Source organism: Salegentibacter salinarum (assembly GCF_900168115.1).
Taxonomy (GTDB): Bacteria; Bacteroidota; Bacteroidia; order Flavobacteriales; family Flavobacteriaceae; genus Salegentibacter; species Salegentibacter salinarum.
The window spans coordinates 45,963-69,250 of the sequence record NZ_FUZC01000012.1; the positions used below are offsets into that span (position 1 = coordinate 45,963).

General features: G+C 37.1%; 21 protein-coding genes, 1 other RNA gene and 1 pseudogene. 13 read left to right on the forward strand and 10 right to left on the reverse strand.

The features are described 5' to 3' along the window. Window positions 1-171: 171 nt before the first annotated feature. Together B5X53_RS14105 and B5X53_RS14110 are read right to left on the reverse strand one after the other, a co-directional pair. Complete coding sequence (locus tag B5X53_RS14105; RefSeq protein WP_232764062.1) at window positions 172-1,890, reverse strand: TonB-dependent receptor domain-containing protein; 1,719 nt, start codon at window positions 1,888-1,890, stop codon at window positions 172-174. A gap of 40 nt (window positions 1,891-1,930) precedes the next feature. Beyond that, entirely contained in the window at window positions 1,931-4,948 is a 3,018-nt protein-coding gene (locus B5X53_RS14110; protein WP_079713878.1) for a tetratricopeptide repeat protein, read from the reverse strand. Between the two features lie 161 nt (window positions 4,949-5,109). Here B5X53_RS14110 and B5X53_RS14115 point away from each other — a divergent pair, with 161 nt between their 5' ends. Next, a complete protein-coding gene (locus tag B5X53_RS14115; RefSeq protein WP_079713879.1) occupies window positions 5,110-5,793 on the forward strand; it encodes a cell division ATP-binding protein FtsE in 684 nt (227 codons plus the stop codon). Here B5X53_RS14115 and B5X53_RS14120 read toward each other — a convergent pair. The 4 genes and pseudogenes from B5X53_RS14120 to B5X53_RS14135 form a co-directional block, all read right to left on the reverse strand. Further along, window positions 5,790-6,074, reverse strand: a pseudogene (locus B5X53_RS14120) (YgjV family protein); the annotation flags it as partial. The gene B5X53_RS14115 and the pseudogene B5X53_RS14120 sit on opposite strands and share 4 nt — an antisense overlap. 67 nt (window positions 6,075-6,141) lie before the next feature. After that, window positions 6,142-7,941, reverse strand: coding sequence for a translational GTPase TypA (gene typA / locus B5X53_RS14125; protein WP_079713881.1), 1,800 nt, complete (start codon window positions 7,939-7,941; stop codon window positions 6,142-6,144). A gap of 143 nt (window positions 7,942-8,084) precedes the next feature. Beyond that, entirely contained in the window at window positions 8,085-8,282 is a 198-nt protein-coding gene (locus B5X53_RS14130) for a hypothetical protein (protein WP_079713882.1), read from the reverse strand. Between the two features lie 40 nt (window positions 8,283-8,322). Further along, on the reverse strand, window positions 8,323-8,808 hold the full coding sequence (locus tag B5X53_RS14135; protein WP_079713883.1) for a DinB family protein: 486 nt from the start codon (window positions 8,806-8,808) through the stop codon (window positions 8,323-8,325). A gap of 145 nt (window positions 8,809-8,953) precedes the next feature. Between B5X53_RS14135 and kdsA the strand changes: the two genes are divergently transcribed. The 4 genes from kdsA to B5X53_RS14155 all read left to right on the forward strand — a co-directional run bounded on the left by kdsA (window position 8,954) and on the right by B5X53_RS14155 (window position 13,633). Further along, window positions 8,954-9,772 (forward strand): 3-deoxy-8-phosphooctulonate synthase, encoded by an 819-nt coding sequence (gene kdsA / locus B5X53_RS14140; RefSeq protein ID WP_079713884.1) that lies wholly within the window; start codon window positions 8,954-8,956, stop codon window positions 9,770-9,772. A 187-nt stretch (window positions 9,773-9,959) separates the two neighbouring features. Beyond that, window positions 9,960-11,114 (forward strand): hypothetical protein, encoded by a 1,155-nt coding sequence (locus B5X53_RS14145; RefSeq protein ID WP_079713885.1) that lies wholly within the window; start codon window positions 9,960-9,962, stop codon window positions 11,112-11,114. Window positions 11,115-11,137: 23 nt separating this feature from the next. Beyond that, window positions 11,138-12,763 (forward strand): BCCT family transporter, encoded by a 1,626-nt coding sequence (locus tag B5X53_RS14150; protein ID WP_079713886.1) that lies wholly within the window; start codon window positions 11,138-11,140, stop codon window positions 12,761-12,763. Window positions 12,764-12,775: 12 nt separating this feature from the next. Beyond that, on the forward strand, window positions 12,776-13,633 hold the full coding sequence (locus tag B5X53_RS14155; RefSeq protein ID WP_079713887.1) for a universal stress protein: 858 nt from the start codon (window positions 12,776-12,778) through the stop codon (window positions 13,631-13,633). A gap of 156 nt (window positions 13,634-13,789) precedes the next feature. Here B5X53_RS14155 and B5X53_RS14160 read toward each other — a convergent pair whose 3' ends face one another. Beyond that, window positions 13,790-14,626 carry an endonuclease/exonuclease/phosphatase family protein gene (locus B5X53_RS14160; RefSeq protein ID WP_079713888.1) on the reverse strand — a complete coding sequence of 279 codons (837 nt, stop codon included), beginning with the start codon at window positions 14,624-14,626 and terminating at the stop codon, window positions 13,790-13,792. A 121-nt stretch (window positions 14,627-14,747) separates the two neighbouring features. On the opposite strand from B5X53_RS14160, the gene B5X53_RS14165 reads away from it, so the two are divergent. From B5X53_RS14165 to B5X53_RS14190, 6 genes are all read left to right on the forward strand, one after another. Next, entirely contained in the window at window positions 14,748-15,377 is a 630-nt protein-coding gene (locus B5X53_RS14165; RefSeq protein WP_079713889.1) for a hypothetical protein, read from the forward strand. Then, the gene (locus B5X53_RS14170) at window positions 15,377-15,685 is read left to right on the forward strand and encodes a winged helix-turn-helix domain-containing protein (protein ID WP_079713890.1); all 309 of its coding nucleotides are present in this window, start codon (window positions 15,377-15,379) and stop codon (window positions 15,683-15,685) included. The genes B5X53_RS14165 and B5X53_RS14170 overlap by 1 nt, the downstream gene beginning before the upstream one ends. Window positions 15,686-15,758: 73 nt before the next feature. After that, window positions 15,759-16,043 carry a hypothetical protein gene (locus B5X53_RS14175; RefSeq protein WP_079713891.1) on the forward strand — a complete coding sequence of 95 codons (285 nt, stop codon included), beginning with the start codon at window positions 15,759-15,761 and terminating at the stop codon, window positions 16,041-16,043. A gap of 53 nt (window positions 16,044-16,096) precedes the next feature. Continuing rightward, window positions 16,097-16,366: a hypothetical protein gene (locus tag B5X53_RS14180; protein WP_079713892.1), complete on the forward strand. Its 270-nt coding sequence runs from the start codon at window positions 16,097-16,099 to the stop codon at window positions 16,364-16,366. Window positions 16,367-16,389: 23 nt separating this feature from the next. Continuing rightward, entirely contained in the window at window positions 16,390-17,154 is a 765-nt protein-coding gene (locus tag B5X53_RS14185; RefSeq protein ID WP_079713893.1) for an oxygenase MpaB family protein, read from the forward strand. 35 nt (window positions 17,155-17,189) lie between these two features. Then, the gene (locus tag B5X53_RS14190; protein WP_079713894.1) at window positions 17,190-17,588 is read left to right on the forward strand and encodes a ribosomal maturation YjgA family protein; all 399 of its coding nucleotides are present in this window, start codon (window positions 17,190-17,192) and stop codon (window positions 17,586-17,588) included. On the opposite strand, the gene B5X53_RS14195 is transcribed toward B5X53_RS14190, so the two are convergent. Next, on the reverse strand, window positions 17,570-18,775 hold the full coding sequence (locus B5X53_RS14195; RefSeq protein ID WP_079713952.1) for an NAD(P)-dependent oxidoreductase: 1,206 nt from the start codon (window positions 18,773-18,775) through the stop codon (window positions 17,570-17,572). The genes B5X53_RS14190 and B5X53_RS14195 overlap by 19 nt on opposite strands. Before the next feature lie 156 nt (window positions 18,776-18,931). Here B5X53_RS14195 and ssrA point away from each other — a divergent pair. Continuing rightward, window positions 18,932-19,335, forward strand: a transfer-messenger RNA (tmRNA) gene (ssrA, locus tag B5X53_RS14200). 258 nt (window positions 19,336-19,593) lie between these two features. Beyond that, window positions 19,594-20,856, forward strand: coding sequence for a site-specific integrase (locus B5X53_RS14205; protein ID WP_079713895.1), 1,263 nt, complete (start codon window positions 19,594-19,596; stop codon window positions 20,854-20,856). Between the two features lie 38 nt (window positions 20,857-20,894). On the opposite strand, the gene B5X53_RS14210 is transcribed toward B5X53_RS14205, so the two are convergent. Together B5X53_RS14210 and B5X53_RS14215 are read right to left on the reverse strand one after the other, a co-directional pair. After that, window positions 20,895-21,236: a hypothetical protein gene (locus B5X53_RS14210; RefSeq protein WP_079713896.1), complete on the reverse strand. Its 342-nt coding sequence runs from the start codon at window positions 21,234-21,236 to the stop codon at window positions 20,895-20,897. A gap of 281 nt (window positions 21,237-21,517) precedes the next feature. Next, window positions 21,518-23,287: a class I mannose-6-phosphate isomerase gene (locus B5X53_RS14215; protein WP_079713897.1), complete on the reverse strand. Its 1,770-nt coding sequence runs from the start codon at window positions 23,285-23,287 to the stop codon at window positions 21,518-21,520. Between the last annotated feature and the right edge of the window lies 1 nt (window position 23,288).

The following is a 23,288-nucleotide window of genomic DNA, read 5'->3' on the forward strand; positions in this document are numbered from 1 at the left end:
AATTTTGAATTTCCAATGTTGTGTTATTGTTAAGGAATTTCATCTCACAAGCTCCTATAAACACTTGAAATAAAGCTCTCTACTCTCTATTATTTGGCCGAAGATATTATTAATAACAAAAAAAAGCATCAATAAATGATGCTTTTTTTAATTTTAAGACGGCTTTTTTTATTAAAAATCGAATTTATAAGTTGCTCCCGCAAGTACTTGTAATCCCTGTACCTGGAAGTTTGTCCAACGTTGGTAATCGTTATTTAAAAGGTTACTTCCTTTGGCAAAAATTGAAAGCCTGTCGTTAAACCTATAACCTAAATGAGCGTTTACATCGAAGTAACTATCAAGGCTAATAGTATTCATAGATGGGTCTCCCGCTGAAGCTATCCTTTCCTGGTCAAAACGCTCGCCAACATAAAACAGGTTGGCACCGGTATACCAGTTTTCATTAATTTGATAATCGGCATTTAAAGAGGCTTTAAAATCGGGAAGGTTCCAGGCTTTAACCTGATCGTCTGTGCTGTAATTAAAATATTCAGCATTAATTCCCAATCTAAAATTTCGGTTTACATCTACATTTAATTCCCCTGCTACCGAAAGGGTTTTTACATCATCATAAACCACTTCAAAAGAATTTCCGTAGGCATAATTTTCTGTAGTGATATCATTGGCCTGCGCATTTCGCCTAAACAATGCTTTGTTGAATTGCGACTCATAACCGGTTTTAAAATTGTAAGAAATACTATTACTTAATTTTCCTTTGGCACCAACGTAAGCATTATACTCATTATCGGTTGGTTTTATCTCTAAACCGGGAAAAACATAAGGGTTTTCCTGTATAAAACTATAATAGGTGTTTTGTTGTAAGCCACCTTCCAGCCCGGCGTAAGGTGTAAAATAATCGCCACCTAATCTATAGCTGGCCGTTACTTTTGGGTAAATGTAGAAGTTGCCATCACTGTCTTCAACATCCTGGCTATAGAAAAAAGCAACACCAAGATTTAAAGTAAGATCATCTCTTAAAATTAATAAACTGGGGTTTATACCAAAGTTCATAAAAGTATAATCATAAGTATCTGTTGCCAGAAATTGTTCTCCCATTTGGCCGTTAACAATATCAGTGTAAATATTTGTTGTGATTAACTCATCGGCAATATTTACTTCAAAAGTACCACGGGCATCAAAATGATTTTCTGCAGATGAATAGGAATCTCCCGTATGCCTAAAAGTACCCCGGGCATTATCAAAAAAGGAATCGTAAAGCTCAACTTCGGCCCCTGCATAGGCTGAAAAATAATTTTGCGAAGGATCTATTGCATTTAATTCTGCATTGCTAAAATTAGCTCCTTGCGGTAACCCATACCAGTTAAAAAGCTGGTGCTGTGCTCCTACTTCGGTTTTCCAGCCTAAATTTCTTGTTTTCGAGTTATAACTTAAGTTAAGCTCGGTATCATAAAATTTATCATCCAGCGCAATTCCGTCTATTCCACCCTGGGACGAATTATGATCTAAATAAACCCCGAAATTATCAGTACGGTTCACTTCCAGGTTACTGTAAAATTCGGCTAAAAGGTTGCCGTAATTTCCAAAACCAAGGCTTGCGTAATTATCGTAAACCTTTACCGGGCGTTCTCTCTCTACAGTGGTAGCACGCCCTTTTGCAGGTGTAAATGTGGAAGCCACGGGAACTGAAAAGATGCTGTATTGCACCGGTCTTTTTTCAGTCCGTACAGAATCTGCCTCTGTGGGGGTTTGCTTTATTTTAGTTGCATCTTTAACTGTTGGGGTATATGGTTTTACTACGGTTACAGTTTCGCTGTCTATAGGATCCTGAGCAAAAAGAACCCCACTAATTAAAAACAGACTTAAAAACAGGTTTCTTTTTATTGAAAACATTTGCATATAGAAATTCTTAAATGTTAGATTGAAAGTTGAATTAGTTATTTGCTTCTACCGAAGAATTGGTTTTTGCCTCTTCTGTCTTTATTCGGGACAATTCCTGTTTAGCTTCCTGAACAATTTCAGGGTAGTTAGAGAAATTCTTAATTACATTCTCCAGAATATACGTCGCCTGGTAGGCATCGTCCAGTTCGTAGAAATTATCGGCCATTAAAAGCAGGCCTTTAGCACCCCAGCGTTTATAGCTAGAAAAGTCTTTCGCCAGGATTTGAACCGCTGCGTTAGAAGCTTCGTAGTTTCCGCTTTCATTTTTAAAGTAAGCGTCGTAATATAAAGCTTCAGCAGCTAATTCTCCTTTTGCAGTTTTTTGAACTTCTGAATAAGCACTTTTTGCTTTACTCATATTTCCTGAAGAAAAAGCAGCACGTGCTACAATTACCCGTGCATCGTTTCTTGCTTCTGAATCTGACTCTGAATTAGCCAATACCTTATCTGCATAATTAGCAGCTTTTTCTGGCTGGTCTAATTCAAGATATGATTTCATAAGGTTAGATTGTGCAAAAATCACATTCTGCTCAGAGCTGGCTTCTTTCTCTAATCTTTCTAAATAACTCACCGCTTCACGATAATTTTCATTTTCCAGCAAGATTTCAGACAATCTTGAAAGCGCATCTTCGGTGAATTCATTTTTAGGTTTCTCGGCTACAGACCGGTAATTAGCCGCTGCTTTCTCCTTGTTTCCATTTCTAAAATACATTTGTCCTAAATAGAAGTTCGCGTTTATAGAGTGAATTCCGTTAGGGAAACGCTGCAGGTAGTTTTCAAATCCGCTAATTGCCCTATCATATTCATTATTGAAATATTGATTTTCTGCGGACTCGTAAGTAGTATTATCTAAATCGGCATCAGTCACTTCAACAAAATCTATGTTTTGTACCCAATCAGCATATTCATCAGTTCGGCCAAGATCTACATAAACCATTCTCGCCGTTGAAACCGCCTGCATAGCCTCAGGTGTATCAGGATAGTCATTAACTACTTTTTTTAACCTTTCTAAGGCACGGTTTCCGTTATCAGCATTATAATGAATAAGCGCCTGTCTAAGCATTGCTTTAGGCACAAATGCACTTTGTGGCACTTCTCTAATCAACCTGTCGTAAGCTGATAATGCTTCGGAAGTATTATTGGCAGAGACAAAAGTGTTCCCCAACTCATACATTGCATCGTCTCTAAAAGAAGAACGTGAATATTGATTTATAAAACTTCGGAGTTCAGAAATCTTGGTATCTCTTCTGTCAATAAATCCGTAGCTCATCGCCTTTTGAAACGCCGCATAATCATTATCGCCGCTTAGCGAAAGTGCTTTATCATATGCTTCAATGGCTGGCCAGTATTGGCTGCTCACAAAATATGTGTCACCCAAACGCAATAAAGCATCATTTCTACGGGCAACATCGTTAGATCCATTTTCTGAATAACGCTTAAAGAATTCAATTGCTCTCGAATATTCGTTCTTTTTGAAATATGCATAACCAAGATTATAATCCAGGTTTTCCAGTTCATCGGTGCCTTGTGCAGCATTCATTCCGGAAAATTCCCGATAACCGATTATCGCATCGTCTATCCGGTTGATATTATATTCACTTTCAGCCTTCCAGAAAGTGGCTTTCGCTGTTATTTTTTGATCTCTTGGTTCTGAAAGTGCTTTTTCGAAATTGTTGATCGCTTTTTCATAATTACCTTCTTCATATAACTGAAGTCCGTAATAGTAAGCTACTTTTTGATATGCCTGCTTATCGCTAAAGTTTCGGTTATTTTCCAGCAAACGCATTGCCTCTTCAAAATTACCTGAAGTAAGGAAAGAATCTATAAGCAAACTTTCCATCGCTTCCCGGTTTTCAGATTCCGGGTATTTTTCAATAAAATTGATCAAAACCTGCGACGGACTTTCATAACTATTTCCAATCTCGTAACTCAATTTTGCATAATTCATATACGCATCTTCCTGAATTTGGGGATTAAAATCCATTTCGCTGGCATTCTTAAAAGCGTTTAAAGCCTGTTGCTTTTGATCTGACTCCAGGTAAGATTGTGCTAAATGATAATAAGCGTTCTGGGCTATTTCATTTTTTCCGTCTATAATCTTATTGAATTCAGAGATTGCATTTTCATAGTCTCCCTGCTTGTAATAAGCGTAACCTAACTGGTAATAATCGGTATTATTCCATCTTCCACGCTCCCCATCATATTCTTTTAAGTAAGGTAAAGCCTCTTCATACTGCTCTAAGTTGAAATAGCTTTCACCAATAATCTTGTTTAATTGAGAACGTTCTAAACGGTTAGAACTTTGTAATTGTTCTTTCGCGAGCTTAATAGCTTCTTCAAAATTCCCCAGTTTAAAATTCATATCGGCCTGGAAATAAGAAAGGTCTTCACTGTACCTATCGTTACTACTTACCTCTTCAAAATTCTGGTTGGCTTCTTCATAATCATCACCTTCGTAGGCCATATAACCTATGTAATATTTTGCCTGGGAACCAAATTCCTGCGAATCGCGCACCCTTTCTAAATAAGTGCGGGCCTGGTCATACTGTTTTGCCCTAAAATAAGCATACCCATTATTAAAGTAATAGCGCTCTTTTTCTGCCCGGCTCATACTTTTTTCATCAACTTTATCGTACCATTTACGGGCCAGGGAATATTTCCCCGTTTGGAAATAATAATCGGCTACATCAAGATAAGCCGAATTCGTCTTTGTGCTGGTGGGATAACGGCTTACAAAGCGCTCCATTAACCTATCGGCGCCGGGTTGGTTTAACCTTACCGCCGCGTTGGCAATATAATAAGCACAATCTCCTTCAATTTTCTCGTCTTCGGTTTGCTCTTTCACTTCATCAAACAAATTTTGGGCAGCCAAAAATTGTTGATTATTGTAAAGTTCAAGTGCTTTGTTAAATTCAGCGAGATCGTGAGTATAGTTGGCCGATCGCTGTGAAATTCCTTTAAAAGAGAAGAGAATTAAAACAACAAACAGTAAAATTTTGTTAGGTGTCATTTATAGATTTTTAAGTTGATGATTCAAAGATAATTTAAACCTTGCTTTATTAACGCGGATATAAAGTGATAATTATGTTAATGTAAAAAAAAGTAAACCCGCGCCTTTTGAAAAATGTATATTTACGGATATTTTTACACTAAAGAAAATCCTGAAACTTTATGTCTAATACCGTCCTGGAATTAAATAACGCTGCTATTTACCAGCGTGAAAGCCTTATTTTATCTGAAGTAGATGTACACGTAAATAAAGGTGATTTTGTTTATCTTATTGGTAAAACCGGAACCGGAAAAAGTAGTTTTATGAAAACCCTATACGGCGATTTGCCACTTACAGAAGGCGAAGGAACTATTGTAGATTTTAATTTACGAACGCTGAAGGAAAAAGACATTCCTTATCTAAGACGAAAACTTGGTGTTGTTTTTCAGGATTTTAAATTGCTAACCGATAGAAATATAAAAGACAATCTACTTTTTGTTTTAAAAGCAACCGGTTGGAAAGATCAAAAAGCAATGGATCTTAAAATTGACGAAGTTTTAGATAAAGTAGGAATGAAATCTAAAGGGTTTAAATTTCCTTATCAGCTCTCCGGCGGGGAACAGCAACGTGTAGCTATTGCACGCGCTCTTTTAAACGATCCCGAACTTATTCTGGCCGATGAACCTACCGGAAACCTGGATCCACAAACTTCAGTAGAAGTTATGGAAGTACTTCAGGAAATTAGCAAAAACGGAAATACCATTCTTATGGCTACGCACGATTATGCCTTATTGCTTAAATATCCTTCAAAAACTTTGAAGTGTGACGGCCAACGTGTTTTTGAAGTTGTTCAAAAATCGGTTTAAGGCTGAACCTCATCAGCTTTAACCCTGTGCGATTTTTTATTAATAACAAGGTAGTATAAATTTACTGCTACAATGATTCCGTTAGTTATACCTACCGGCCAGGAATCTATCAAAATTCCGTAGATAACAAACAAAATGCATCCCAGGCTGTTTACAATTCTAAGCTTTATGATATTTTTCATAAAAAAAGAAATCGCTACAAAAAAGGAGGCTAGATAACCGATCCATTCAGTAAGACTAATTCCTAAAAATTCATTCATATCCAAAGTTTTTAAAATAGAGAAAGCCCATCTATGACGGGCTTTCTATTATAATTCTGAATAAACATTTAGCTAAAGCTAGCTGTTATTAAACTATTTTATTTCTTTTTCTCTCGTTTTCTGTTAGGTAAATTTTTCTTAACCTTATGATCCTTGGAGTAACCTCAACATATTCATCTTTCTGAATATATTCTAAAGCTTCTTCCAAAGAAAACTTAAGAGCAGGTACAATCTTCGCTTTATCATCTGCACCAGAAGAACGCACGTTAGAAAGTTTTTTGGTTTTGGTAATATTCACCGCCATATCATCCTGACGCGAATTCTCACCAATAACCTGGCCTTCATAAATTTCTTCTCCCGGGTCTACAAAAAACTTCCCTCTATCCTGAAGTTTATCTATAGAATAAGGAATTGCTTTTCCGCGTTCCATAGAAATCAAAGAACCGTTCTGTCTTTGTGGAATTCCACCTTTTAACGGCTGATACTCTTTAAAACGGTGTGCCATAATAGCCTCACCTGCTGTAGCGGTAAGCAACTGGTTACGCAAACCTATAATTCCCCTTGAAGGAATCATAAACTGAATAATCATTCGCTCGCCACGAGTTTCCATACTTAGCATTTCTCCCTTTCGCATCGTCACCATTTCTACAGCTTTTCCTGAAACTTCTTCAGGTAAATCTATAGTTAGTTCTTCTACCGGCTCACATTTTTCACCATCAATTTCCTTGATAATCACCTGTGGTTGCCCAATTTGAAGTTCATAACCTTCTCTTCTCATTGTTTCAATAAGAACAGAAAGGTGCATAACCCCACGGCCATACACTAAAAATTTATCAGCACTATCGGTTTCCTTTACCCTAAGAGCAAGGTTTTTCTCTAATTCTTTAGTAAGTCTTTCTTTAATATGCCTTGAAGTCACAAACTTTCCATCTTTTCCGAAGAAAGGAGAATCATTAATTGTGAAAAGCATACTCATTGTAGGCTCATCTATGGCAATGGTTTTAAGACCTTCAGGATTTTCGATATCGGCAACGGTATCACCAATTTCAAAACCTTCAAGACCAACAATAGCACAAATATCACCCGGCTGAACTTCTTCTACTTTCTTACGGCCTAAACCTTCAAAAATAAAAAGTTCTTTAATTCTCGTCTTTTTAATACTTCCGTCACGTTTCACTAAAGAAACCTGCATTCCTTCTTTCAAATGTCCACGTTGTACCCTTCCAATAGCGATTCTTCCAGTAAAAGAAGAGAAATCTAAAGAAGTAATAAGCATTTGAGGAGAACCTTCCTGTACTTTAGGTGATGGAATGTGTTCCAAAACCATATCAAGAAGAGGTTCAATATTTTCTGTTTTTACGTCTGGATCGTCGCTCATCCAATTGTTTAAGGCAGAACCATAAACTGTTGGGAAATCAAGCTGCCATTCTTCGGCACCCAATTCAAACATAAGATCAAAAACCTTTTCGTGTACCTCATCTGGAGTACAGTTAGGTTTATCTACCTTATTTACTACAACACATGGTTTTAAACCAAGGTCTATAGCTTTTTGCAATACAAAACGGGTTTGCGGCATTGGGCCTTCAAAGGCATCTACCAATAATAGAACCCCATCAGCCATATTTAATACTCGCTCTACCTCTCCACCAAAATCGGCGTGGCCAGGAGTATCAATAATATTGATTTTGGTGTCTTTATAGACTACCGATACGTTTTTTGAAGTAATGGTAATACCACGTTCCCGTTCCTGGTCGTTATTATCCAGGATAAGATCTCCGGTGTTTTGGTTATCCCTGAACAAACGGCAGTGATACATAATCTTGTCTACCAGGGTAGTTTTACCGTGGTCTACGTGCGCGATAATCGCGATGTTTTTAATAGCTGTCATATAAGCGCCTCATTTTTAAGGCTGCAAATGTACGGCTAATTTTAAAGATACAAGTATCTGAGGCTACTAATTCAAAATAAAAATGAAAGAAGTAAAATATCTGATATTCAAAAGATTAATTTTGAAAATGAAATTTAATAAAATCAGGAAGTAGATTTTAGCCTTTTATAAACGAAAAATCCAAAGTAAATAGCCGCAATTGTTCCAAAACCAATACCTAATAAAGGTTCTTCGGGTCTTTGGTAGATAAAGAAAATAGTAGCAGCCGTCATTATTAGCGCGTTGATAAGTAAACGCTTAGGCGTATAATAATTACTGAATTGTTCTTTTAATCCTTCCATAGCTAAAATTTGTGCAAAGCTATGAATTTAAATTTGATCTTTAGTTTTCATCGGCGGATGGGCCATAAGTAGCCGGCACCGGAATATCCAGTAATCTAAAATAAACACCTAACTGCGCCCGGTGATGTGGCAATTGATTAAGCACCATCATTCTCAGCACATTATATTTAGGCATATCCATCAAAGTCTTTCCATCCTGGATCATTTTCCAGTTGTTTTGATATTCCTCATCCGGTTTTCTTAAGGCTGCTTCAGCTTCAGAGGTATTATTCTGCAATATTTTAAGAATTTCTTCAATACTATCAAAATCGGGAGATTTGTACCCGGCCATATCCATTTCGTCCATTTCCATAGTAGCAGTGATCCAGCTGGGGATTTCAGCGAGATGATTCGCTAATTGTCTTATACTCATTGATTTTTTATGCGGCCGCCAATCCATTTTATCGGCAGGAATACGCTTCAAAAACTTTTCGGTGAGCACTACTTCGTGCTGTAGTTCAGAAATCAGGAGGTTTTGCAGTTCCATATTTAAAAAAATTACCACAGGAATTTACAACAAAAAGTCCTTGGGTATATTTTATAATAGGAAAAATAAACTCGGGAAAACACTTATTTTTTGAATTGTAACCCCCGCTTAATTCTGTTATCTTTGCTTTCCTAATTCCCATTTTATGAAACTTGAAAAGATTCCCCAATTAAAACATATCAATTCTAATAACTTCTTTTTACTGGCCGGGCCTTGTGCAATTGAAGGTGAAGAAATGGCACTGAGAATAGCTGAAAAAGTAGTGGAAATCACCAACAAACTGGAAATCCCATATGTTTTTAAAGGATCTTTTAAGAAGGCAAATCGTAGCCGAATTGATAGTTTCACAGGAATAGGCGATGAAAAGGCTTTAAAAATTCTGCGTAAAGTTTCAGAAACTTTTGAGATTCCCACTATAACGGATATCCACGAAGTTAGCGATGCAAAAATGGCGGCTGAATATGTGGATATTCTGCAAATTCCGGCATTTTTGGTTAGACAAACCGATTTGGTAGTTGCCGCTGCGGAAACCGGAAAAGTAGTGAATCTTAAAAAGGGACAATTTATGAGTCCCGAAAGTATGAAACACGCCGTAACCAAGGTAACCGACTGCAATAACGAACAGGTGATGGTTACCGATAGAGGGACGATGTTCGGCTACCAGGATATGATTGTTGATTTTAGGGGAATTCCTACAATGCGCGAATTTGCACCTACCGTTTTAGATGTAACGCACTCGCTTCAGCAACCCAATCAAAGCAGCGGTGTTACCGGTGGAAGACCGGAAATGATAGAAACCATTGCCCGTGCCGGGATAGTGAATAAAGTAGATGGTTTGTTTATAGAAACCCATTTTGATCCTGCAAATGCAAAAAGCGATGGCGCTAATATGTTAGACCTTAACTACCTGGAAAAACTATTAAGCAATTTGGTAGCGATTAGGCAAACAGTGAACAAATTATAAAAAAACTTTATTTACAAAAGCTCCAATTTATCCGCGGCGTGTGGTAATAATACCTAATGCTAAATGAAAAGCGAAATTTAATTGAGTACTATTCTTCAAAATACCTAAACAAAAGTTAATCCCCAAATGCAGTAAGGGTTTTCATTTTAATTTATTTTAATTTGAAATTCAACCAATCAAAACCTTAATGCACAACCAACCCATTTCCCGAGGTGTATTTTCCTGGAAATCCAGTTGGGCTATTTTCTGTATATTTATAATAGCTCCCTTAACTGCCCAGGAGGAACCAGAAGTATCTGTTGGTGGAGCGCTTCGTTATAATTATAACCTCTCTTCCTGGAAAGACGGACAAAAAAAACGTGGTGGTGATTTTGGTTACGATATTTTTAGAGTAAACTTCAACGCAAAATACAAGGGCGTCTACTTAAATGCTGAATACAGGTTATACGCTGATGCTTTTGGCGGAGGCGTGATGAAACAAGGCTGGATGGGATATAAATTTAACGATATAGACGAAATTCAAATTGGCCTCACCCAGGTTCCTTTTGGTATTCAGCAGTATAATTCCCACAACTGGTTTTTCAACCTGACTTATTATATGGGACTGGAAGACGATCACGATATGGGCGTAAAATATATTCACGCAGGGGAGAAATTTGAATATCACTTCGCTTTCTTTAAAAATTCTGAAGAATTACGCTTTGGAAGCGATACCGAATCTTCTACCAGCCGGTATTCTTATGATGTAGTTGGCAGAAACAAGGAAGTGAATCAATTTAACGGGAAATTCGTTTATAAATTTGGGGATAAAGCCGCCAATAGATTAGGAGTTTCGGCACAATACGGTGGGCTCTATAATTTAGACACCCAAAAAACCGGAAATCACTACGGTTTAGCCGCACATTATGAAATCACACAAAATCGATGGAATTTAAAAGCCCAGGCATTAACGGCTTCCCATAATCCAATTAATGCTGAAGGAGAAAGCAGAGAAGCTCTGAGTTTTGGTGCTTATGGCGCCCCTTATGAAGTTGCTGCTGATTTCAATTTATATTCCCTGGCAATTTCCAGAAATATCCCGGTAAACCTGGGGCCCGTTTCTAATTTGGAATTCTATAACGATTTTGGTTATATGCAAAAACAGAAGAGCAGTTTTACTGATTCTTATATGAACGTTACAGGGGTTTTGGTCACGGCCGGGCAGGTATATACTTATATAGATTACGCTGCCGGTTATAACCACTCCTGGTTAGGAGGTAATTTTGTAGACGATTTTGCAGCCGGTAATCCCGATGCAAAATGGGAAGCGAGATTCAATATCAACATAGGCTACTATTTTTAATTTAATTTCTGAAAACCACTTATATGGCAAAGAAAGTTACCAGAAGCGATGAGAAAAAGTCAATTTTTGGATTAGAGGTAAACGGTCCCGTTTTCTTTATTTCGTCTTTTATCATTATTATCAGTATCGCCCTTACCCTCATTTTTGAGAAACAGGCAGAAACTATTTTTGCAGATATTCAAACCGCGGTTGCCAATAATGCCGACTGGTTTTTTATCATGTGTGTGAATATCTTCCTGGTATTCCTGGTCTATCTTGCCCTGGGGCAGTTTGGAAATATGCGTATAGGAGGACACAATGCAAAGCCGGAGTTTAAAAGGCTCTCCTGGTTCGCAATGCTTTTTAGTGCTGGAATGGGAATTGGACTATTATTCTTCAGTGTAGGCGAACCTGTGATGCACTTTACAGCTCCTCCAACCGGGGAACCCGGAACTGCAGCGGCAGCCCAGGAAGCTATGAATTTTACATTTTTACACTGGGGTTTTCACGCATGGGGCGTTTATGCATTGGTGGGACTGGCGCTTGCTTATTTTACTTACACGCGCGGATTACCACTAACTATAAGATCTATTTTTTATCCTTTTCTCGGCGATAAAATCTACGGAAAAATTGGTGATGCTATAGATATTTTTGCGGTTTTAGCTACTTTATTCGGGCTAGCTACGTCGCTGGGATTTGGAGTTCAACAGATTGCTTCGGGTTTAGATCACGTTTTTAATGTACCCAGCGGTATCACCACCCAGGTTTTATTAATTGCGGGAATTACGCTTATTGCTACAATTTCAGTAGTTCTTGGGGTAGATAAAGGAGTTAAGTTCCTTAGTGAATGGAATATGAGGGTTGCTTTACTTCTGCTTGGCCTCGCTGTAATTCTTGGCCCTACCGTGTTCATTTTTAGATCCTTTGTTGAAAATACGGGAAGTTATTTATTCAATTTTATTGAAATTTCTACCTGGAGTGAAACTTTTACCAATAGCTCCTGGCAAAACGACTGGACAGTATTTTACTGGGGCTGGTGGATTGGCTGGTCGCCATTTGTAGGAATGTTTATCGCCCGTATTTCTAAAGGAAGAACTATCAGGGAATTTGTTTTAGGTGTTTTATTAGTACCTTCCTTAGTTACTTTCTTCTGGCTTTCGGCCTTTGGTAGCGTCTCAATCCAGGAAGCGTTGGGTGGTGATATGAGTATAGTGGACGCTGTGAATGATGATATTGCCACTGCCCTTTTTGTTTTCTTTGAAGACTATCCGCTTTCAATGGTAATAAATGTTGTAGCAGTAATTCTAATTGCCGGATTCTTTGTTACCTCATCAGATTCTGGGTCTTTGGTAATTGATAGTTTAACTTCGGGAGGAAAAATTGACGCACCTAAAGGTCAGCGAATTTTCTGGGCGGTAACCGAAGGAACTGTAGCGGCGGTATTATTAATTGGCGGCGGCCTTCAGGCACTCCAGACCGCAACCATTGTTACGGGATTGCCCTTTGCGGTCATTTTACTAATTATGTGCTACTCGCTCTACAAAGGTTTAAAAGAAGACCTGGTAGAAATGCAGGATAAAAAAGAACAACAAGAGATGGAAAATTATGAGGATATCGTGAATGATATTGTTAAGAAAAGAAACCTCGGCAAAAATAATAACCAAAATTAAAAAACAGGCATTATGGAAAAATTCACCAACATTCTGGTTGCCTTAGACCTTTCAGACATTGATAATTCAGTAATAAAATATGCTTCTTTCTTATCAGAGACGCTAAAGATTCATAAGGTATATTTTGTACATAATATTAAGAAATACGAGATTTCTTCGCTTTTTGATGAACAAATGAAAGATGTAAATCTGGATGAAATTATTGGCGACGAACTCAATGAAAAAGTAGAAACCCATTTTAATAGCAAAGCCGAATGGGAAGTTCTTATTTCTGAAGATCCTTATACCGAATCCTTAATAAACTATATTGCCAACAAATATTACATAGACCTTGTAGTTGTTGGAAATAAGAATAGAAAAAAAGGTACCGGGATTGTGAGCAACAAATTGCTACGCCTTTTAAAATGTGATATTTTGTCTATTCCACGTGATTTTCATCCCGAAATAAAAACAATTTGGGCAGGAACCGATTTTTCCCGCGAATCAAGGAAAATATTTAATATCGCACAGATGCTTCAGGAAGCTACTTCGGCTCCTGTAACTGCGGCCCACGTTTACTCGGTGCCAGTGCAGTTTTCTCCCTATGTTACCATAGAAGCGATGGCCCCGAAAATTGAAAAACACGTTAGGGAAAAAGGAGATAAATTCCTTAGTAAATTAGATTACCAGGGCGAAGTGACTCCTTTAATTATTCCCGGCCGGGACGCCAGTGTAGCCAGCAATTTACTGGAGTGCGCAAAGAAAAATAAAGTTGATATTTTAATTGTGGCCGATAAAGGGGCCAATAATATTTCAAGTCTTTTAGTTGGAAGTGTAACCGAAGAATTATTTGGAAAAAATCCTGAGGTACCTTTGTGGATTTCTAAATAGTAAAGAAATCAACCAAACCCGAAGGCATACTAAAGTTGTGGTCTACTCATCCTGAACTTGTGGTCACGTCATCTTGAACTCGTTTGAGGATCTAACATTTTGAAAATTAGATTTTATTAAAGGTTGACGTTTTTAATCCAATTTCTAAGATTTCTCCTATTTAAAATCCACTTCCACCCAAACCGGAAGATGGTCTGATGGATATTTTAAATCTTTTGAATCGCTTAAAACGGCATATTTTTTAACTTCAATATTATCTGAGGTGAAAATATAATCAATTCTTCGGGTTACCGGTTCCTCAAAATTATAGCCATTGTAAGTACCGTCGGGACCAAAATCGAGTTTACTGACCGCTTTAGAATCATTCAGTTGTTGCATTAAAAACTGAATTCCGCTTGTATCGGGTTCTAAATTCAGATCGCCCATTAAAATCACCGGTAGATTTTCTTTATTTACTGCTGAAATTTTTTCCCAGATAAGTTTCGCACTGTTCTCCCTGGCTTTTTCTCCTACGTGGTCAAAATGCGTATTAAAAACCCAGAATATTTTTCCTGATTTTTTCTCTTTGAATTTCGAATAGGTACAAACCCGCTCCATTGCCGCATCCCATCCAACCGAAATTTCATTTGGTGTTTCTGAAAGCCAGAAAGTATCATTTTCCAGAACTTCAAATTCTTCTGAATCATAAAAAATCGCACTGAATTCTCCTGCTTCTTTCCCGTCATCCCGCCCTACTCCAACGTATTTATAATTTTTCATTTCAGACCCAAAATGCTTTAATTGATTTACTAAAGCTTCCTGAACTCCAAAAATACCCGGCTCATAAAATTTAATTTGTTTGGTTATATGATCTTTACGCTTAGACCAGGAATTCTCACCATCATTTTCATTAGCGTATTTAATATTGTAACTCATTAGTTCTACTTCCTGGCTGGAAAGTGTAGTCCCGGTAAATATAAAAAGTAGGCAGGCAAAGAAAATTCGGATTATCATAATTCTGATTTTGGATAAAGTTCGGAAAAAAATTAAAAAAACAAGACGATTTAATATTTTGATAATTTTTAGATAATAATTAAAGTTTTTTATTTTACTTTGTTTTTCAAAGTACTTTATAATGGAAAACGAAAAGTATCTCAAAGATATAAGCGACATCAAACATTTGATGAGCCGCTCCTCGCGTTTTATTTCCCTAAGCGGGCTCGCCGGGGTCTTTGCGGGATGTTATGCTATTCTGGGAACCGTAGTCGCAGAAATTTTACTGGCGGAGCATAATTCTGCTATAGCTTCCCTGCGTTTGAGTTCAATAAACGCGGAAATATTGATGCGGTTATTTTTGGTTGCTATTGCAGTTCTTGTTCTTGCTATTGTAACCGCAGTATTTCTAACCACCAGAAAAGCTAAAAAAACAGGCGAAAAAACCTGGGATAGCACCAGTAAACGATTGCTCATCAATTTCTTTGCACCTCTCACTGCAGGTGGCATATTTTGCCTCGTGCTATTACAGTATGGCCTTATCGGACTTATAGCACCTTGTATGCTTATTTTTTACGGTCTTGCCCTTATTCACGCCAGTAAATATACCTTTGGCGATCTAAGAAGTTTAGGATATTCAAATTTGATCCTGGGCCTTATTGCTACCCAGTTCTTAAGTTATGGATTATATTTCTGGGCAATTGGTTTCGGACTTTTTCATATTGTCTATGGAATCTGGATGTACAATAAGTATGACAGAAGAAACGCTTAATGAAGAATATTATAATTAATATAAATAAAGCTTTTGACCACCGGGTACGCCTGGGAATAATGAGTGTTTTAATGGTTAATGAGTATGCCGATTTCACCAGTTTAAAAGAACTTTTGGGAGTTACCGATGGTAATATTGCGAGCCACATTAAAGCTCTTGAGAAAAAAGGTTATGTAACAGTTGAAAAATCTTTTATAGACCGGAAACCCAATACCCGCTACAGTGCAACCAAAACCGGCCGGAAAGATTTTCAGAAACATATAGACGCCATTGAAAGCTTATTGAATCAAAAGAATCAAAAACTGTAATCTTATTTTTTTATCATTTTACTTTGATATTCAAAGTACTTAAAAAAACTATTAAGCATTTAAATTCATCATTATGAAAACTAACAGACTTTTAATTATTGTACTTATCGTGGGTGCACTTTTATTAATTCCCTTCATCGCGATGCAGTTTACCAACGAAGTGGTTTGGACTGCTTCAGATTTTATTATTATGGGAATCTTACTCCTGGTTACCGGGTTGGGAATTGATCTAGTTCTAAGAAAATTTTCAAGCACTAGAAACCGACTTATAATCGGCGGAATCATTCTTGCAGTATTTTTTGTAATCTGGGCAGAACTGGCCGTAGGAATTTTTGGAAGTCCGTTTGCCGGAAGTTAATATACAAGGTATTAAATCATTAGAAACTTATTTAACTTCTAAAATTAAACTTTATGATGGCCAGGTTATTTTTATCAAATTTTGTGAGCTGCGTATTAACCGCTATTTTTCTGTTACTGGGTGTAATGAATTTTATCCTGGTACATCCGGTGCCGGGGATATTTTATATTCTGTTTGCCTGTATTTTTACGCCCCCTTTTAATACCCTGCTCAACCATAAAACAGGATGGGTTATTCCCCTCTGGATTAAAATTATTCTCGGTTTGGTTATTCTTTGGGGCACATTAGCGGTTGGAGACCTCGCAGAAATATATGGTTTGTAGACTGAAAAATTAATAAGACAACAATGAAATATTTTGTAGATGAAAATTCGATAGTAAGGGAGATCTGGGGAAAGGGAGATACTATTCTTTTTATTTTCGCCGGGGCCTCGGCTGAGTTTGCCCTTAATAAAGCCGTAGACTGGCTCTATTTTACTGGAAGATTACCCAAAGATCCGTTAGGAAGGCTTTTTTCCACGGTTTCTTATGCCCGTGAAATAGTTTTTGCTGAAAAACACGCTGCGCTAAAGGCAATAGATCGTATCAATTCCATACACGCTTCAGTTGAAGCTGAACGCGAAAAGAGTATTCCGGATTGGGCTTACCGCGATGTACTTTTTATGCTTATAGATTATTCCATCAGGTCTTTTGAAATCCTGGAACGCAAACTGAAGCTTTCTGAAAAGACAGAAGTTTTTTACGTTTTCTGGCGGGTTGGAAAACGAATGAATTTAAAAGGTCTACCTGAGAATTTTGAAGAATTTGAAGCAATGCGGCAAAGTCATTTGGAAGAAGATTTAATATATGGAGCATATACTAAAAATCTTTACAAGCAATATCGCAAACATCTTGGACTTGTTCGTTACCGACTTTTACTGGAAACGCAAAGCCTTATCACTCCTCTTCGTGTTCGCCGGTATTTAAACCTGAGAAATTTTTCATTTTTAAAACCGGTACTCCCCGCCTATAAAATTAGTAGAAGTATAAAATTAGACGGACTTCTAAAATCGTTAATTCTGCCATCGGAATATAAAGCAGAGATCAAATCGCTGGATATGAAAAGTGCCTAAAGATATATCTAAAACACCCGAAATAATCTGCGAAAATGAAAGCATTAAAAAGAGATTCCAGGAAAAATTATCTCGCCGGGTTTTTATTCCTTTTAATTATTGAAATCCTTATCGCGTTTTATGTAAAAGATGATTTTATAAGGCCTTATCTCGGTGACTTTTTGGTGGTAATCCTACTCTATTGTTTTGCAATGGGAATTAGCAGGATTTCCATTATAAAAGGCTTGTTTAGTGTACTAATATTTTCATTTGCAGTTGAATTTTTTCAGCTTATAAATATTGTAAAAGTACTTCAATACCAACCCCCAGAAATTGTCATAATTATGCTGGGCAGTAGCTTTTCCGTTTGGGATCTTGTTGCCTACCTCCTTGGCATTTTATGCTGTTCTCTGGTAGAATATCTTAGAAACAGAATCTATTCCCTCTCTACATAATCCTGTAAATAACCGAATTTCGGTGTTAATTTTCCATTTTGGGTCATCCGGGCGCGATCTAATACCCCATCTTTATCATCATTGAAAAAAGCCGGGATTACGTGTTTCAGAAACATTTCGCCAAAACCTTCGCTGGCATCTTTTGGTAATTCACAAGGCAAATTATCTACGGCCATTACCAAAATACTATCTTTTTCTCTAAAATCTACTTCGGTTTCAGTTTCAGGATTATATCCGTAAAAAGGTTCAGCAATGGTTGAAGGTCTTATGGTGCTGGCAATTGGGCCCTTGATATCACAAGAAATATCGGCTATATATTTTATTCGAAAATCTTTAGATTTTGCATCTTCAGCAGTAAAAAATACCGGTGCCCTGTCGCCATAAAAGTGTCCTGAAATAAAGAAATCACTACTCCTGGCAAAACGCAAAAAGTTAGCTTCATACTTTTCGGGCTCTTTAAAAAATTCTTGCTGGCTTCCTTTTGTAAAATCTTTCTTCTTATTGTAATCCAGCACACCAATATTACAATAAACCGGCTCTTCGCCTTCAAATTTAAGATAATCTTCTACGTTTAACTTTTTAATTCCTAAATGGTCTAAAACCTCCTTCGCTCCTTTAGCCACTTTACCGTTACCCGTGAGAACGATTTTTATAAGCGGAATTTCAATTTTATCTAGTTCTGCCAACATGGCATCAAGATCTGGCAGCGATTCTACTTTCGGAATATTGAATAAATTTTCTTTTAAACCAATGCCTCGGAATCCGTTGTATGCACCAACAAGTCCGGCGTAGCGCCCAAAGCCAATAAGCCTGGCGCCATTTTCTTTTACAATTACCTCGTGATCGTATAATTCGATATTAAGTTTAAGTATTTCCCTAAGCAAATCCTGGTTATAGGGTTGTTTTTTAATGGTATGCGAGAAGAAAAAATATTTTTTATTCGGAATTAAGGCTGGCAATGGCACTTCTTTCACCCCGAGTAAAACCTCACAATCTGAAATATCTTCGGTAACTTCGAAACCGGCATCACGATATTCCTGATCATTAAAGATTCGGATCTCTGAACTTTGAACTTTAAAATTTGCTTCAGGAAACTTTTTCACGAGTTCTTTTAGTTTTTCAGGAGAAAAAACAACGCGTCTGTCTGGTGGTGTTTTTTCTTCTTTAATCAATGCAAATTTTATCATTTCTGGTATGGGTTTTGTTCCTTTATGTGTGTCTTCCAAAGATATGAATTTAAAATTGTATCTTTGCAGGCTCAGATCAGTTAAGACTGACTGATTTCCGCCTTTACTGAAATAAATTCAGCACAGGCCAGGGAAATAACAATGTTCTTTATTTATGGGGTCGACTTGGTTTTGACAGCGAGTCTAATTGAGTTGTAAGCACGTCGAGCGCTGGGATATAGCTCGTAAATCTCATATTTCACACTTTTTTAAACGGCGAAGATAACTACGCCTTGGCTGCATAATCCGAATCACAGTAGGATTTGCTTAGTCCCTACAAGGTAGGGAGCCAAGATGTCCCGCGAAGGCCTTGATTTACGGCATTCGCAACCGGGGCACCGATAAAGTAAATATAGGAACTGTAGGACCTTGATGCAGTTTTGAAATCTAATTGAGGATACGGAAAAAGTTGGGTAGTTTTCAGCCAGACTTTTTCCTGACAATCTAAGTGAAAACTAAGCGTGTAGAAGGCAATTTAATTGCTTGTTTGGACGAGGGTTCGAACCCCTCCGACTCCACTTTTTACATTTCAAAATGTATCAAAAACCCCGAAATCCTAGGATTTACGGGGTTTTTTGTTTTTAGGAATATCAATTAAAATCAAATAAATACATCCTAATCGAGACCAATTCGGTGACCCCCTTCAATTACCATAAAGGGGGTCTCGATTGGCATACAAATTACTGTATTTCAAATGTTTAAGCAAAGTTAAAATTTTAGATTGTATACACTTTTTAGGTAATTTGGGTGACCAATCGAGACCTAAAATTTCAAAAATTATGAGAACTGACTTTCACACCCACTTTCACATTCTAGCAAAAAAGAAAAACAAGCGCGGCCTAGCTCCTATTTATTTACGTCTTACCGTCAACGGAAAAAGAAAAGAATATAGTATCTCCAGGAGAGTTCAACCTGAGTTTTGGAATACCAAAATGGAAAAGGTAATGGGCAGTAATCCAAATGAAAAAGAGATTAACACACATATCAATAATATTCGCCATAAGCTCAATAAAATTCACCAAGTATTATCAGAAACCGATCAGCCGATTACTGCAGCCATAATGATTGGAAACTTGAAGGGTGAGAATAAAAAACCGCCGAAATTAACCCTGGAAGTCTTTAGAGAACATAATAGTCAAATGGATCGCCTTTCAGGTAAAAGTATCTCTAAGAGCACCGCTAAACGTTATTGGACCTGTTACAACCATATTGAGCAGTTTATTAACGAAGAACTTAAGACAGATGATTACCCAATGAATGATATTAACCACCAGTTCATTACCAAGTTTGAATACTTTCTTAAGACAAAACGAGAATGTAATCATAACTCTGCCCTGAAGTATGTCAACAATTTCAAAAAGATTATTCGTATAGCATTGGCTAACGAATGGATAGATCGAGATCCTTTCTATAATTACAAGGTGCAGTTTGATGCGGTGGAACGTGAATTCTTAAATGAGGAAGAAGTTCAGAAACTTATAGAAAAAGACCTACATCTGGATCGTCTAAAACTGGTACGAGATATGTTCGTTTTTAGCTGTTATACAGGCCTTGCCTATTCTGATGTAAAAAAATTAAGTAGTGCTGATATTACAAAAGGAATTGATGGTGGGAAATGGATTCGCATAAAAAGAACCAAAACAAAATCTCTCAGTAGTATTCCGCTGTTGCCTGTTGCTGAAGAGATTTTAGATCGTTATCAAGACTACCCTGAGGTGAAAGACGGTAAGTATGTTTTACCGGTATTAAGCAACCAAAAATCTAATGCATTTTTAAAAGAAATAGCTGCGCTATGTGGAATAACCAAACCACTTACTACACACCTGGCCCGCCATACTTTTGCAACTACTATAACACTTACCAATGGAGTTCCTATAGAATCTGTAAGTAAAATGCTGGGACATCGAGATCTTCGAACTACCCAGCATTATGCAAAAATTGTAGATAGAAAAATTAGTGATGATATGAAGGCGTTAAGAAAGAAATTAGAAGAAAAAGCTGCTAAAGACTCTAAAAAAAATGACTCTAAGAAGAAAAAATAGCCTGTCGTTTTTATATCTCCACGTGAGAAGCTTTCTGTTTACTCTTCATTAAAAAGATCGTACACCTCCCTATTAAGGTCTGGAATATATTTAGCCAAAGCCCTCAAGGCCCTTTCCTGAATTTTGCCAAAACTTTCTAATTCTAAATTTCCTCCGGCAATATCCCAAGCTTCAAAGTGAAGAACATCTGAGAGATAAGTGTCATCCTCCCCATAATACATAATTGCAACCCTACTTCCACTAAAAGCCAGTTGTAAGGAATAAAAAACGTTCTTAAAATAGTCTGGAGAATGAATTTCAGGTAAATCCAGAGAAATCATACTGGTTTCGGGGTCACAAGAAAGCCATGTTGGTAAATAAATTTTTCCCAGTTCTAACATTAGAATTTAATTTACAGACCAGTTCCATAAATGTAATATTTTTTACTTTAAGCGGTTGGTTATAAGGTGAGTTCCTAAAAATAAGATTAAAGTGGACTGTCGTGTATATTCTAATACCTGTTCAGCCTATTCTCGCTGCATTTCGCAAAAGCTTAATTTCGTGAAAAGCGTTTCACTAAAAGAGGCTTGGACACCATACTTCCATTATACTAACCCAACGAAAAAAGGGTCAGACTATAAATAGTCCAACCCCTATAATTTAAACTTACGCATTGTATGGGCTATTTTACGAAAGCTTTAACTACCATTACAGGATTTTTAGCTAAATTCTTTATGGTGTACTCTTCGGCAGCAGCCGGGATGACAAAAGATTCGGCATAATGAAAAGTGGAAGTACTATCCTTAGTGCTTAGCTCAATTTTCTCTCCCTCTACCAAGCTTAAAACATGGGCCTGACCATCTGTTTTAACTGTAACTGATGTATTAATTTTAAACCTATGTATATCATACAGATGTTCTTTGTGTGTAGGAAGATGCTGCAGCTCCATATCAGCATTACTTTCAATAACTTTCGGTTTGGAAATCAACTCTTTTTCAACCCGATCCCCTGAACGCTCAAAAACAAGGTTTTCCATACCCCGTTCAATATTAATTGGCCTGGGTTTTCCATCAATATCAACCCTTAGCCAATCATACATTTTAAAAGTATATAGATATTTTGTGGAACTTATCTCCAGTACCAGGTTATCTTTTCCTGAACTATGGATTGTTCCGGGTGGGATTAAGTACAATCCGTGTTTTTCTGAATCAAAAGATCGAACATAACGCAGTATATCCATCTCCTTATTTTCCTCCTGGCTTGATTGTAAAGCCTCTCTGAAATTATCTGGTGTTACGCCATCCTGAAAACCTAAATAAACCTGGGCATTATTTTTTTTATCAAGAATATAATAAGTTTCCTCCTGTGTGAAATTTTCACCAAAATTATTTTTTACATATTCTTTTTGCGGATGACACTGAACAGAAAGGTTGCCCCCATCAAATGTATCCAGGAAATTAAAACGAATAGGAAAATCGTATTGATAGCTTTCAAAATCCTTACCGAGTATTTCCTCTCCGGCAACAAACATTAGAAAGTCAAAAGAATACTCTAAAAGAACTCCTGAACTTTCAATAATAATCCCATTTTCAGGCACAATTAATTCAAAAGACCAGGCATAATTTACTACATCCTGTGGTAATCCTTTTATTTTATTTTTAATCCATTGTCCTCCCCAAGCGCCGGGTTCAAACCAGGGTCGAACTCTTACAGGACGCTTTGTTAACTCAATTATACTTTCTCTCCATACATCGCCCTTAACCCAACTAATATCATCTGTTCTCTGGCCATCAACCAAATAAGAAATTTCATTTTTAATTTGATTTTTGTGCTTATTAAGCACCACCCAATCTACAAAATAAAACCGCTTATACATAGTTTTAGCCGCACCAGGTTCAGGGGTACCTATGTTGGTTATAGAACCGGCACGAGACCTAAATTGAATTTCATTTTTACTGATATCAAAATAAATTGTTTTTCCCTCAACAGGAATAAGGTGAGCCCCGGTTCCGTAGAAGATAACCGGATTTGATGATTTTGGTTTAACCAAAGAACTCATCTTTTTTAAATCGAAAAAATCCTTTAATTCTATAGCTGCGATTTTCCCAAAAACGGGGTCATCACCTCCTAAAAACGGGGCGACCAAACTTTCAATTTCTCTTTCCTCTTTTAGGGCTTCCTGAATATTAACCCACTCCGATTTAATGCCAATTTTCCCAAAGGCCTCATTTAATTTTTCACGTACCTCTTCAAATAAAATCCCTACATACCCATCAATCTTTAAATAATCAAAAGATGCTAACTCTTTAGCTAGCGATTCATAACTGTCCTGGATTAAGTTATCCCCGATATGATGTGCTGGATAAATATCATATTCAGATATAGACTTATTTTTCTTTAGAGGTAATTCTAATTGAGAAGTTTCCCTTACCTTACTTTTAATCTGATTCATT